The sequence below is a fragment of the Symploca atlantica LB2515 genome (assembly GCF_052546295.1).
In genome coordinates this window covers 4307742-4321115 of record NZ_JBQWMT010000001.1, presented here as the reverse complement: position 1 = coordinate 4321115, position 13374 = coordinate 4307742, and the positions used below count along the sequence as shown (strand labels likewise).

The window sequence follows — 13374 nt, the reverse complement described above, 5'->3', positions numbered from 1 at the left end:
TTCTGATGGATTTACTGCGATCGCTACCCATAGGGCTTTATCTAGAACAACCAGTAACTTGGCTACATCACTTAGACTCTAGAGTAAAGTTAGCTTGGCTGATGAGCTTTCTACTTGCTCCTTTGTTAGCCAATCCTTACTGGCGTCTGGCACTAGTTCTATTGCTGATTTTGATTACCCTTACTGCCGCTATACCCCTGCGTGTCTGGCGACAACAAATGGGTTGGTTGCTAATGCTCAGTTTTTTTGTCCTAATTGTGGCAACTTTTGCTCCTGATGGACTCAAAGTAGACCACCAGCCGCGACTCCCAGCTAATGGACTAACTTTTGCAGAACCATCACCAATTTCAGAAACTCCAGCGACAGAGTCACCTCGTCTTGGCGATCTTCCCCAGCCAACTAGCTATAAATACGTCTTATATAACTTAGATCAAGGGTTCCTAAGACTAACGGTTACTCGCCGCTCTTTGGATCTGGCTATTCGTCTGAGCACCTTGATTTTCACTCTGATTTATAGTACTAACTTGTACTTACTCACAACAGCACCAGAAGAAATTACAGCGGGTTTAGAAAGCTTGATGCGACCCTTGCGGCGTTTCAACTTACCTGTAACTGAAATCGTTCTTACCCTAACCCTTTCTTTGCGTTTTATTCCTCTAGTACTGGAGGAAGTACAGAATTTGATTCGTTCGATCAGTACCCGTGCCATTAACTGGAGAAAGCTCGGTATTCGCAATAGCCTTCAGGTTTGGTTAACAGTCGCCCAACGCCTGCTAGAAAATCTTTTATTACGAGCCGAGCAAATTGCCAAGGCAATGACTGTCAGAGGCTTTACTAGTCCCAATGAGCATCGAGTGCAGTGGCACCAGCTACGCCTGCGTTGGTGGGATTGGGCCGCAGTAGGGAGCTTAATCATCTTCTGGGGATTACGGCTGGGTTGGGGGGGTATGGTCTAGTTGTGCGTTGACCCTAAATACTGGTACTTTTTCCTTAGTTCTCTGTCCCGAATGAATGCCTCAGAGCCATAACTTACAGCCATGGCGTTGGCGATCGCTACCCCTGGAAAATCGCACAGGTTCCGAGGTTTTTGAGAGCCTCTTTCGTAATACCAATACCATTGCTACCCTACTAGAAAGCCCATACCCAACACCTCAAGACCAACCGCAATTGGCTCAATACTCCATCTGTGCTGGGATGCCCCGTATTTGGCGAGGACAGCCTCAGAGTTGGACGCCGCCAGTGGGAAAAATCTTGCCATTCCTACGTCACCTGCTCTCACGCAGTGTAAGCGTACAGGAGGAAAATTACCTTTTACCACCCCAGTTGCCCTTCACCGGCGGCTGGTTGGGTTGGCTAGGCTACGATCTTGCCTGGGAGATTGAGCAGTTGCCTCGCACCAAAGCTGACACCTTACCTTTTCCCGTTGCCTTCTGGTATGAACCCGCTGCTTTTGCTGTGTTGGATCACTCTCAACAAACACTTTGGTTAGCTGCTACAGAGGAAGCTGAACTTGACCAGCTACATCGACGCCTAGAGGAATCATCTCCCTCTGCTTACTCCCCAATTAAGTTGAAGCTTGAAAGTAGGGAAGAAAACACTTCTAACCTGAAACCTTTAACCTTTTCTTTACTGACTGCTCAAGCTGATTACGAAGCGGCAGTTGTGCGAGCCAAGAAATACATCCAGGCAGGTGATATCTTTCAAGCCAATCTTTCTCTGAGGTTTGAGGCGGCGACATCAGCTGATGCCTGGTCTATTTATCGCGCTTTGCAGTGTATCAATCCTTCTCCCTTTGCTAGCTATTGGCAGACGCCTTGGGGCTTTGTGATCAGCTGTTCTCCCGAAAGACTAGTAAACTTACAAGGGCGACAGGCACAAACGCGACCAATTGCCGGAACACGGACACGCGGGGCGAACCCTATTATTGACCAGCAGTTGGAGCAAGAATTAATTGCTGATGCTAAAGAGAGAGCTGAACATATTATGCTCGTAGATTTAGAGCGCAATGACCTAGGGCGAGTTTGTCAGTGGGGATCGGTAAAAGTTAACGAACTATTGGGGATTGAGCGCTATAGCCACGTGATGCATCTCGTGAGCAACGTTAGTGGCACCCTACGCCCTGAGTGCGGTGCCACCGAACTAATTCGGGCTCTGTTCCCTGGTGGCACAATCACTGGTTGTCCTAAAGTGCGCTGCCTGGAAATTATTGAAGAACTCGAAGCCGTGCGCCGCAACTTATTCTATGGCTCCTGTGGCTACCTTGACCAACGTGGCAACCTGGACTTAAATATACTGATTCGCACTCTCCTGTTTACCAGTAAAAGAAGAACATCGAAAAATAAAGAGCAACCAATCAACGCAACTAAAGACCCAGACCCCTCATTACTCAATATTGTTTGCGGTCAAGTTGGGGCTGGCATTGTTGCCGAGAGTGACCCACATCAAGAATGGCAGGAGTCTCTCTATAAAGCTCAGGCTCAGTTAGAAGCATTGAAGGTTTTCAATTTATGAATTTTCTTAATCAAAAATTACTCAGTTTCTTCTTCAGACCAATTTGTAGTCTTTCTATGCAGACTTGTACAGTTCCTAATTACCGAATCGATCTATCATCGATCATCTGCATAGCTTTAACTGGAGTCACCGCTTCCGTAAGCCAAGTAAGTTTTCCCAATCCCCCCACCAGGGTTGGGTATTTGTAGTAAGGATGTTGATGAACGGCGAAACTTACCTAAATCACCCAACATTTGGTCTGTTGTTTCGAGTTTGCATGCTTGAAGAGGGCCAAGAATTGTTCACCACCCTCTACGCTCAGCGCCTATTCTTTTTGGTGACAACGAATTCTCATGGTTTAAGCTTTGAACCAATTAGTCGTTCGGATGCCCGCCATTCGGTAGAAAGTCGCCTCCGTCAGCTCCGTCGCATTGGTTCATCCCAAGACTTTGAGCAACTTCAGCTTATCCATAAGCAAACTTTTCAATGAGTGGCCTGATTGCAGAACGTATTGCCAAAATTCGCCGGCAGCTACCCCCACAGGTTAGGCTGATGGCTGTCACCAAACAGGTGACAGTAGAAGCCATACGAGAGGCTTACGCAGCTGGCGTTCGTGATTTCGGTGAAAGCCGTATTCAAGAGGCCCAAGCCAAATTAGTCCATTTGCAGGATTTACCAGATATCAAATGGCATTTGATTGGGCATCTACAGGGCAACAAAGCCAAAAAAGGCTTAGAGTTATTTCAGTGGGTTCACTCTTGCGACAGTCTTAAGTTAGCTCTGCGGTTAGATCGCCTTGCTGCTGAAATGTCTTTGCAACCGCAAATCTGCCTCCAGGTCAAAATCATTCCAGATCCTGATAAATACGGTTGGACTGTACCAGAACTGCTGGCGGATTTAGCAAAACTTGATCAGTGTGACACAATAAAAATTCGAGGGTTGATGACTATTCTGCCGCTCGGATTATCCCAAGATGAAAGTCTGGCAGTCTTTGAGGGTACTCGCGAACTAGCTTTAGCAATCAAGCAGCAAAACTGGTCAAATATTAAGATGGAAGAGCTTTCAATGGGCATGTCAGCGGATTATCATCTTGCCGTGCAAGCCGGTGCCACTATGGTGAGGTTAGGGCATGTTATCTTTGGTGAACGAAGTACTTAGCTAAGGAAAACAGCAATTAGTATAGAGCCAACAGACTCTATCATGGGTATTGTCGCCAAAAAAATTGCTTGGCATTGTTCGCGGTGTTTTGGGTACGACTACCTACTTTCGAGAGGCTGATGTATACTTTTGACTTAATTTTGAGTTTGAGAGACGCCAGCGGTGAAAAATTTTAGTTCCACGCGCAGGAAGCCTTGCTCTATCAAACAAACGAGCGATAGTAATATTTCCCAGGCAAGAAGGCTCCTCGCCAAAGGAAGCCCCCACTCTATACCTAATAGGATTGGAGTTGAGGGACTACCACCTAGCCAAGCAGTAAGTAATTATTTTCCTGTTGTTTTTGGGCGAGAAAGTATCCGCTGAACAATGCTGCCTTAAAAACCGCTAACTATTGGTTTTTGGTCTCAAACTTAAGTTGTAACCGAGAGCGAGCTACTATGAACAACATTTTTACTAAGCTAAGAGACTTTGTTGGTCTCAATGAACCTGTGGAATACGAATACGATTACGACGAGATGGATGGAGACGCTTATCAAAATCTCTATCAACAAGAGCAGCCGGTACAAGCGCCCCCAGAGGAAGAACGCCCCATGAGACGGCGTGCTAGAGAACGGGCAGCTGTGGGAACAGAAACAGGAGTGGGACCAACTGCGATGAATAATGTAATTGGGATGCCTGGAACTGCCAATGGACTTTCAGAAGTAGCGGTGATTGAGCCGCGTTCTTTTGAAGAAATGCCCCAGGTGATTCAGGCTCTGCGAGAACGCAAGTCGGTTGTCTTGAACTTGACAATTATGGATCCAGATCAAGCACAGCGAGCTGTTGACTTCGTTGCCGGTGGCACTTACGCTATCGATGGTCATCAGGAAAGAATTGGTGAGAGTATTTTCTTGTTTACGCCAAGTTGTGTTCAAGTCAGCACCCAGTCCGGTGTGGTTAATGAAGCACCTTCTGGAGTAATGCGTGATGTCCGTCCAGCGGCTCCCGCCCCAGCTTGGGCATCTGAACAGGAGAGGATGGCTCAGTAAAACTTGAGATCGAGATTTTAGATGGGGTTTAGTATCCTCCATCGACATCTTTACGTCTAAATTTATCAATAGAAGAGGGGGCTGGGGTGTCTGTTAAGCTTGGCTTAATTGGCGGTGGAGTAATGGCAGAAGCGATTATATCTCGCCTAATTGCTCGGCAGCTTTATCTGCCGGATCAAGTGCTGGTGAGTGAGCCGCAAACACCCCGGCGTGAGTTCCTCGTAGAAAAATACGGTATTAAGGTGACATCAGATAACCGAACGGCAGCAGCGGCATCTGATGTCTTGTTATTGGCGATTAAGCCCCAAGTATTTGAGGCAGTAGTAACAGAGCTAGCAGCAGGTTCCGGGAACAACGGTCAAGCTAAAAAGCAGCTACCACTCGTGATTTCGATTTTGGCTGGTGTGTCCTTGAGTCAGTTGCAAGCAGCTTTTGCTGGTCAACCAGTGATTCGGGCTATGCCTAATACGCCAGCAACAGTGGGGGCCGGCATCACGGCAATCGCAGCGGGGATCGCTGTCGAGCCAAGTCACATAGAGCTGGCAAGAGCTATCTTTGGAGCCGTAGGCGAAGTAGTCGAGGTGCCGGAGTCTTTGATGGATGCCGTAACGGGTCTTTCTGGTTCAGGCCCTGCCTATGTGGCAGTCATGATTGAAGCCCTGGCGGATGGTGGCGTCGCTGCCGGACTACCAAGAGCGATTTCTTCTCAGTTGGCACTCTCTACAGTGCTAGGAACTGCTCAGCTATTGCAATCTTCTCAACTACACCCTGCCCAGCTCAAAGACCGCGTTACCAGTCCAGGTGGCACGACTATTGCAGGAATCACACACCTGGAGGGTGCCGGGTTCCGCTCAGCTATCATTGGGGCAGTACAAGCGGCTTACCGACGTTCCCAAGAGTTGGGGAAATGATCGGTAAATTTGTCTAGCTGGCAAGGGTAATCGGCAAATCTTGCAGGCAATTAATTGCTTTGAACCTCTTGAGGTAGCTGTTGACCTAGTTTAGGCTCAGTACCAGCAATTAGGCGCTGAATATTGCTACGGTGGCGTAAGATGACATACAACCCTGCTATACCCGCAAATAGCTGATAAGGCAGTGGTTGACCCAAAATAATCACCAGAAAACTTACTGCGATCGCCGCAGCGATTGAAGCCAGAGAGACGATACGGGAGAGCGACAGTACTAAGGCGAATACTCCTAAAGTTATTAAACCCATAGGCATTGACATAGCTAGTAATATTCCCAAACCAGTAGCAGCAGATTTACCACCAGAAAAGTTAATCCAGATTGATTTACTGTGACCTAGTACTGCCGCTAATCCTGATAAAGCTGCTAGCCAAGGTTGCCAGTCAGCAGGTATTACAGATGTCCCAGGTACGAAATAAAATCCGTAGACAAGAGTAATCGCCCCTACTCCCTTAAGAGCATCAATCAGTAAAACCGTCAGTGCTGGCCCTTTGCCTAATGTTCTCAAAACGTTAGTGGCACCAATTGAACCAGAGCCGTGTTGGCGAATATCGATTCCTGTGAGCAAGCGTCCCGCTAGATAACCCGTGGGAATCGACCCCAGTAAATAAGCTGTGATTAACAGTAACCCACTTAAAGTCAACTCAAGCACCATTTTTCTTCACTCCTATAGTCTTTAGCGATTAGCTTAAGTGGCTGGTGGGTTTTCTTGCTTGAGGGTTGACTTGCCAATTCCCACCAGTAATCTCTGGCTAATAACCAATATCTCCAATACCTATTTAATACTGGTAAGGAGACATCTGCTGCGGATCAGGAGCAAAAGCCAACCAGAGCGGAAATTGCAACACTGATAAATTAACCTGGTCTTCTGTCTCATCAATAATAATTAATGGCAGTTGCCTCTGAACAATCAAGCGATCAGCTTTTTGCACCAGAGCCGGCGCTTCCTCGAACAAGACAACACCCCTTTCCGGGCCAAAATCACTGCGAGATATGCCCAGACAGTCTTGTAATCCTCGACGCCACTCTCCTAGCCTTTCGGGTGTATTAGCCAAGACAAGAGTACGCAAGCGCTCATCGTAAAGAGTGCGGGCTACAGAAATTGCAGCCGAGGCAATTAAAATATTTTGTAGGCGGCTGCCCATGGTTCGTATCGCTCCGCGACCACCTTGAGAGAAAAACCAATTGGAGACTCGCTCGGCGTGGATTGGCTCAAAGGTACGACGCAGTTGCCAAGGCGGGCCATAATAATCAGGCAGGGTTCGATATTGATCAAGGATATTGCTAATTTGCCTTGCTTGTTCTTGAAATCCTTGTTCAGCAAACTGGGGTGTGGTTCTATTTTTTGGGCTTAGGGATTCTTCTATAAATTGCTGAGATGGTTCAAATTGCCGAGATGGTTCTGGTGAAGCTACTAGATCTAGCTGCTCTGCTGTGGTCACTAGATCTTCTAAACTACCCACCAAATAATCTTTAAAGCCCTGCACGCGAATCGCTAGCTCTTGGGAAACTCCGGCAAAAGTGGTTCGCATTTCTGCCCGAATACGTTCCCGGCGGCGTTCGAGTTGTTCAACAGAAATTTGTAGTGCTTGTTTACGTTGCTCTAACTCAGTCAATCCTTCTTGAACGAGGCGTCCCATTGTGGCTTGGGTTTGCGCCAATTGCTCATTGAGCAATTGGGAGTGAGTTTCTTGGAGAGCGTTAATTCTTCCTCTTAACTCTCTTTCTTGGCGTTCTAAATCTGCCACATTTTTCTCCAGCTCAGCAATGTTAGCTGGAGCATCTGTAGATTGTTTAGGTTGATAGATAGTACTTTTTTTCTCTGTATCGTCCAATTGTGAGTCTGAAACGCTTTTTTTGGCAGAGTTCGATTGCAGCTGTAGTGGTTTGCTATTAGCCACGGCCCAACCTTCATCTGGCTGAGCCACTGCTTGTTCTTTAGCAGGAAGTTCCTCTGAATCATCAGACATGTGAACCACTAAGTCTTGCTTCGGCTGTTGTTCGTCTGAGTCCTCAATAGCTGGCTCTTGTGCTGGGGTTTGGGGTTCGTCTGAATTCATCTAACAACTAACAATTAACAACTAACAATTTCTAGAAAGTACTTTACTTCTAACAACCGATTCAAATCCTGGTACAGCGTTGTTCCAGACAAGTTTTTAGCATCTTAGGATCAAACAGAATCGGCAAAAAGTGGATACTCTTGACTTCTTTGAAATAGAACAAAATGGGCACTGGCGTCCAAAAAATTCGCCAATTAAGCCAGTCTTGATAAGCAAAGCTACGGATAAGTTTCTCAGAGCGGTAAAGTTCTAACGCTGTTTCACTAAATTGCAAGCGAATCGTTGCAGCTTGGAACAAAAGGAAAAGTCCCAGAAAGGCGATCGCTAAACCCACCCATTTTTGCACAAGCAACATTAGCACCCCGGCAAAGAGCAACACCACAGGGATGGTGTAACTAGGTGAGAGTTCAATGGTTGGTCCCGATGTAGAAGAAGCAGCAGAAGTCACTCAGCTTAAATCCTGAAATCATAAATAGTCAACTTATGATTCCATTCTAAGGCGTCTCTACCTCACGACCATTTCTGCTCAACAGGAGAGATATTCTGGTTGCCCTCAACAAAATCCATCACCTCAGAGCGTCAAACTGCCAGTACCTCTAAACATCAGCCAAGACAAGAAAAAGTCGCTAATAAAGATTGCCAACAAAGCGGTGACAACAGCAGTAGTAGTAGATTGACCCACACCTTTTGCCCCCCCAGTTGTGGTTAGTCCCCAGCTACAACCAATCACAGCAATTAAGACTCCAAAAACCAGACCTTTAATCGCAGCGGCGCATAAGTCCCAAGCTCCTAAAAATCTCCGAGCAGAATTTAGAAAAACAGACTGGGGAATATTATAAAGACTCACCGCCAGCAGCATACCTCCAGACAAGCCGACAATAATCGCCAGAATTGTCAAAAGCGGCAGCATTAGAGAGCAAGCAATAATACGAGGAGTGACGAGGTAATCAATGGGGTCAGTTTTGAGCATATACAATGCGTCAATTTGCTCTGATACTCGCATTGTGCCAATTTCAGCAGCAAACGCTGAACCTACTCGTCCCGCTAAAACTACCGCAGTGAGAACGGGTGCGAGTTCACGGCTTAATGCTAGCGCCAGTACTCCTCCCACGGCATCAATAGCACCAAAGTTGAGGAACTCTCGTGCTGTTTGAATTGTAAACACCATACCGATAACAGCAGCAGTGAGCATAGCAATCATCAGTGATTCTGGCCCAACTGTTGCCATTTGCTCAAGGGTGTTGCGCCGATGGATTTTGCCTTTGATCAGATGAAACATCACTTGCCCAGCCAAGAAAATGGCTGCCAACAGGCGCTCAAGCCACAACCTGAGGCTGGAACCAGCAGTCAGATCATTCATACCCTATTCCTTAGTCCTAAAAAGGTTGAAAATTGCTTAGTTCCAGCTTTGACCTTCAATCTAACAACCTTCCACTCTTTGGCTGATTATCTTATTTGCTATCATTCGATTCCACTCGAAAGCGTTCAACAGAAGTCAGCAAATCTCGCGCCACGCCCACAAGGTTTTGTAGCGATCCGGAGACCCTCTGGGCTTCCTGGGAGGTTTCTTGGGCAGTCAACTCCACCGATTGCATTACTTGAGCGACGGCTTGAGAAGTTTGTGTTTGCTCAACCGTATCAGCGGCAATGGAACGCACTAGGGCGTCAATGCGATTGGAAACCTGAACGATGTCTTCCAGAGCTCCCTTTGCCTGTTCTGCCCGTTTTGTGCCTTCAATTACCTGCTGAGTGCCTTCCTCCATGGCTGTCATTACTGAACCGGTTTCGCTCTGGATTTGCAAGACGATTTGTTCAATTTCCTTGAGTGCTTTCGCTGAGCGGTCTGCTAGCTGTCGCACCTCATCGGCTACAATAGCAAAGCCTCTACCAGCTTCTCCGGCTCTTGCCGCCTCAATACTGGCATTGAGCGCCAATAAATTGGTTCGGGAAGCCACAGAAGAAATTACGGCAACAATCTTGGAAATCTCCTGGGATGATTCAGCGAGTCGCTTGACTTTGCGAGTGGTCTCTGCGACAGTTTCGCGAATTTGCAAAATCCCTGCTACGGTACGTTCTACAGCTTCACCGCCTTTGAGGGCAGTTGCCGATGCTGAGCGAGCTACAGACTCTGCTTCTCCCGCACTTTCAGCCACCCGTTGAATCAAGTCAGTCATCACTTGCACTGAGTTAAGGGTAACTGCCAATTCTTCTGCTTGCCGTAAGGCATCTGAAGACAAGCTACGGGCAAACAACTCACTATCGGTAGAACTCCTAGTGACTTGGCGTGCAGCCTGTTTGACCTGCTGCACGATTTCCCGCAGGTTTTGAATTGTTAGGTTAAAGGAATCGGCGACTGCTCCTAAAACATCAGCAGTGACTTCTGCTTGCACAGTTAGGTCACCCCGTGCTGCTCCTTCAACGTCATCTAGCAACCGAATCACCTGGCGTTGCAAATCTTCTTTAGCTTGCTCTTGCTCTTGTGCCTTGCGTTGCGCTTCACTGGTCGTGGTCAGGATGACGCGTGCCATCTGGTTGAAACTTGCTGCGAGTTCACCGAATTCACCCTGGGAATAAATTGTGGCGCTAGCATTAAGATTCCCCTGAGAGACTGCATCAAACTGAGTTTGGAGATCTTGAGTTGTTTGTTGGATTTGCTTAGTTGTGATTCTACTCAGGAACAGGGTAGTGCCAAAGCTAGAAAAACCGGCAGCTAAAGCCATAATCCAGCCAGTATTGCGCAGATTATTTATGACTGCGGGTCGATCCTCTTTTGCCGTACTTGCTGCTAAGAAACTGACAATCGCCACGGCTACAGCGGAAACGACCCCAGCAGCAATAGCAGTAATCCATTGTTTTTGCTTGAGAGAGGCATTTTTAAACGGAGCTAGTGTACCTTGCTCAACGCTGACTAGTGGTTCACTATCGGTTTCTTTCGGTTTGTTAAATACAGGGATTGGTTCTGAGGTGCCGCCGAGGCTAAACATCTCGTCATCACCAATCGCCATAGTGTCGCCATTATCCTCTCTTACTCCGCTAGCAGTCGCTCCAGTTACCGCTGCGCTATCAACATCGTATTCATCAAAATTATCGTTTGAGGTATCTTCTTGGCTGCTAAGAGAGAAATCAGGAATTGAATCTAAATCATCGTCAAATACCTCGACATTAAAATTATCGAGGAAACTACCTTCCCTGGTACTTCTATCCTCTTCAATTTCCGAAAAAGTATCTTCTTGTGATTGAGCGTCCTCTTCCAGTGAAAAGGAATCATCCCCAAAGGCTTGATCAAGTTTATCGAAGTCGATGTAATCTTGGGAACTGAATCCGTTGTCATCCTGGGTCAAGTCAAAGTTCTGCTCGTCCTGAAGTTGTTCAGTTGGGGTAAAGTCCTCATTTTCTTCAACTTCTCTGTCTCTAAGGTTACCGAAATCATTCCCATAGTTAGTTTCGGCATAATCTCTGGATGTATAAGCATCTTCCTCAGCAGAGTTAGACTCTAAGGGATTCTCAAACTCTCCTGAATCCATCAACAGTGTTGTTTCTTCAAAACCAGAGTAGCTTGGGTTGTTTTGCTCACTCCCGCTCTCATTGTTTTGGGGAAGATCCTCTACCTGCTCCTCCGGTGCCCAGTCTGTATCAAAAGGGAATTCCTCCTCAAACGGCTCTGAGAGGTCTTCACTAGTTTCTCTTTGCTCTGTTACACTCCCGGGAGGCATGAACAAAGCCTCACTAGTATCTTCTTGAGGAGTTTCAAAAACGAATTCCTCTGGCGAGTTTTCTAAATCAACATCATCAAAAGTGTTTGTCTCTAGCTCAGACTCACCAGCGTCTCTGGACAAAGTCTCTGACTCGTCATCGTCGCTTTCTAGATCAGCAAAAAAGGCAAAGGGATCTTGAGCTGCAGGGGAACTTGGCTGAACAAGACCATTAATCTGAGGCTCTTCGACTGTGTCACCCTGCTCAATCACTGAGTTTCCTGAGGGATGACTAGTGTCTGCGAAATCATCAACCTCAGTCTCATGAAGATTCAGACCGTTTAAGTCAAAATCATCTAGTTCATCGCTAGTATCCCATCCTTGCCAGTTTTCAAAATGATTGGGTGACTCATCTAAGTCAGTCGTACTAGCAAAAGTCTGATCAACAGAGGACTCCGCTGCTTCCTCTGCCAAGTTATCGTCTTCTGTTTCATCAAAATTTAGGCTTTTTAAATCAAAATCTTCTGACCCATCAGTAGCATCCCACTCTTGCCAATTTTCAAAATTATTGGGTGCTTCACTCAATTGTTCGGCTTGATCTAACCTTTGCTCGCTCTGAGAAAAATCTTCAGATGATACCTCTTCTTCGGGGGAATTTTCTCCCTCTGACCACTGATTCGCGTATTCTAAACCGTTATTAGCATAATCGACAAAATCGGGTTCAGCAGTTAGGTTAAGCACCAACTCGTACTCTTCCCGTGCCACTCTGTACTGCTGTAGACCATAGCAGTAGATGTGACCTCGCAGCAGATGCACACTGGGGTTATCCGGAAAATCCTTAGCCAACCGGTCTATAGTTCCGGCTGCCTCTTGGTAATTGCCTTGTAAATAGGCCCTTTCGGCTTTTCCATATTCCTGGGCGTAATCAGTACTTGATGCCATTTGCCTCCTCCTGCTGGCAGAAAGAAACAGGAAAAAGGAAAGTACTTTGCCTTTTACCTTTTGCCTTTTACTGCCTTTTTCCTTTTACTTGTACCTTATCTTCACGCTGCCCACCGTGCGGAGCGTAGAATTGCCACATGATCTAGTAGACGCAAAAATTGACCAGACTCTTCGTCTAACAACCACTCACCCTGTAAAAATGGTGCCATACTATCTGGAACATTGGTCGGCATTTGTAACTGCTCGGCGTCAAGCCAGTCCATGCCAACAATTCGGTCAATCGCCAACCCTAGCATTGTGTCTTGATCTTCGATAGCAATAATGTTAATTTCCTGTCGGTCTGTATTCAACATTGTTACATCACCAAGAAACTGACCGAGATCTGATACCCAAATAACACGCCCTCGGATATTGAGTGTACCCAACAACAACGGAGAAGCATTGGGAATGGCAGTGATCATATCTGGTGACTGAGAGATTACCTCTTTGATACCAGTAGCTGGTAGGGCAAATTCGTTACCCGAAGGTACATAAAACCGCAAGTGTAATTCGCCTTCAGGACTTTCGAGTTCCTGAAATTCCGGAGTCCCGTTTTGACCAATGCCAGTTAGAAAGTCCGAATTACCAACCATTCCCTTAAATACCTATACACTTAGGCTCTGAGCAGCTGTTTAACCGTCCCAATCAGTTCTGTTGGTTGAAAGGGCTTCGCAATATAAGCATCAGCACCCTGTTTCATACCCCAGTAGCGATCAAATTCTTCACCTTTTGAAGAACACATAACCACTGGTACATTCTGAGTTTTGGGATCGGCTTTAAGACGGCGGCAGACCTCGTAACCATTCATTCGAGGCATAACAATATCCAAGACCACGACATCAGGGCGAGAGCGAAGAATATGTTCTAAAGCTTCTACCCCATCGCTGGCAACAGTGACCGTCAACCCACTGCCTTTGAGGAGGTCTGAAATCATTTGCCGTTGTGCGAGGCTGTCTTCTACAACTAGAACTGTACTCATAACTCCCTAACTGACGACGC

General features: G+C 46.7%; 13 protein-coding genes. 6 read left to right on the top strand and 7 right to left on the bottom strand.

Going from position 1 to position 13374, the window contains the following annotated elements:
* Window positions 1-5 precede the first annotated feature (5 nt).
* The 6 genes from ACT7WV_RS17980 (at window position 6) to proC (ending at window position 5587) form a co-directional block, all read left to right on the top strand.
* Window positions 6-956 (top strand): energy-coupling factor transporter transmembrane component T family protein, encoded by a 951-nt coding sequence (locus ACT7WV_RS17980; RefSeq protein WP_445104196.1) that lies wholly within the window; start codon window positions 6-8, stop codon window positions 954-956.
* A gap of 55 nt (window positions 957-1011) precedes the next feature.
* Window positions 1012-2511, top strand: coding sequence for an anthranilate synthase component I (locus ACT7WV_RS17975; protein WP_445104195.1), 1500 nt, complete (start codon window positions 1012-1014; stop codon window positions 2509-2511).
* A 199-nt stretch (window positions 2512-2710) separates the two neighbouring features.
* The gene (gene pipX / locus ACT7WV_RS17970; RefSeq protein WP_445104194.1) at window positions 2711-2980 is read left to right on the top strand and encodes a transcriptional coactivator PipX; all 270 of its coding nucleotides are present in this window, start codon (window positions 2711-2713) and stop codon (window positions 2978-2980) included.
* Complete coding sequence (locus ACT7WV_RS17965; RefSeq protein ID WP_445104193.1) at window positions 2977-3648, top strand: YggS family pyridoxal phosphate-dependent enzyme; 672 nt, start codon at window positions 2977-2979, stop codon at window positions 3646-3648. The genes pipX and ACT7WV_RS17965 overlap by 4 nt, the downstream gene beginning before the upstream one ends.
* A 437-nt stretch (window positions 3649-4085) precedes the next feature.
* Entirely contained in the window at window positions 4086-4676 is a 591-nt protein-coding gene (locus tag ACT7WV_RS17960; RefSeq protein ID WP_445104192.1) for a cell division protein SepF, read from the top strand.
* A gap of 86 nt (window positions 4677-4762) precedes the next feature.
* Window positions 4763-5587: a pyrroline-5-carboxylate reductase gene (gene proC, locus ACT7WV_RS17955; protein ID WP_463424183.1), complete on the top strand. Its 825-nt coding sequence runs from the start codon at window positions 4763-4765 to the stop codon at window positions 5585-5587.
* A gap of 50 nt (window positions 5588-5637) precedes the next feature.
* Here proC and plsY read toward each other — a convergent pair whose 3' ends face one another.
* The 7 genes from plsY to ACT7WV_RS17920 all read right to left on the bottom strand — a co-directional run bounded on the left by plsY (window position 5638) and on the right by ACT7WV_RS17920 (window position 13354).
* Window positions 5638-6297 carry a glycerol-3-phosphate 1-O-acyltransferase PlsY gene (plsY, locus tag ACT7WV_RS17950; protein ID WP_445104191.1) on the bottom strand — a complete coding sequence of 220 codons (660 nt, stop codon included), beginning with the start codon at window positions 6295-6297 and terminating at the stop codon, window positions 5638-5640.
* 124 nt (window positions 6298-6421) lie between these two features.
* Window positions 6422-7702, bottom strand: a complete 1281-nt coding sequence (locus tag ACT7WV_RS17945; RefSeq protein ID WP_445104190.1) for a DUF3086 domain-containing protein — start codon at window positions 7700-7702, stop codon at window positions 6422-6424.
* Window positions 7703-7763: 61 nt separating this feature from the next.
* Window positions 7764-8150: a DUF3119 family protein gene (locus tag ACT7WV_RS17940; protein WP_445104189.1), complete on the bottom strand. Its 387-nt coding sequence runs from the start codon at window positions 8148-8150 to the stop codon at window positions 7764-7766.
* A 123-nt stretch (window positions 8151-8273) separates the two neighbouring features.
* Window positions 8274-9062, bottom strand: a complete 789-nt coding sequence (locus ACT7WV_RS17935) for an MlaE family lipid ABC transporter permease subunit (protein WP_445104188.1) — start codon at window positions 9060-9062, stop codon at window positions 8274-8276.
* A gap of 91 nt (window positions 9063-9153) precedes the next feature.
* Complete coding sequence (locus ACT7WV_RS17930; protein ID WP_445104187.1) at window positions 9154-12336, bottom strand: methyl-accepting chemotaxis protein; 3183 nt, start codon at window positions 12334-12336, stop codon at window positions 9154-9156.
* A gap of 101 nt (window positions 12337-12437) precedes the next feature.
* A complete protein-coding gene (locus tag ACT7WV_RS17925) occupies window positions 12438-12968 on the bottom strand; it encodes a chemotaxis protein CheW (protein WP_445104186.1) in 531 nt (176 codons plus the stop codon).
* A 20-nt stretch (window positions 12969-12988) separates the two neighbouring features.
* Entirely contained in the window at window positions 12989-13354 is a 366-nt protein-coding gene (locus ACT7WV_RS17920) for a response regulator transcription factor (RefSeq protein WP_445104185.1), read from the bottom strand.
* Between the last annotated feature and the right edge of the window lie 20 nt (window positions 13355-13374).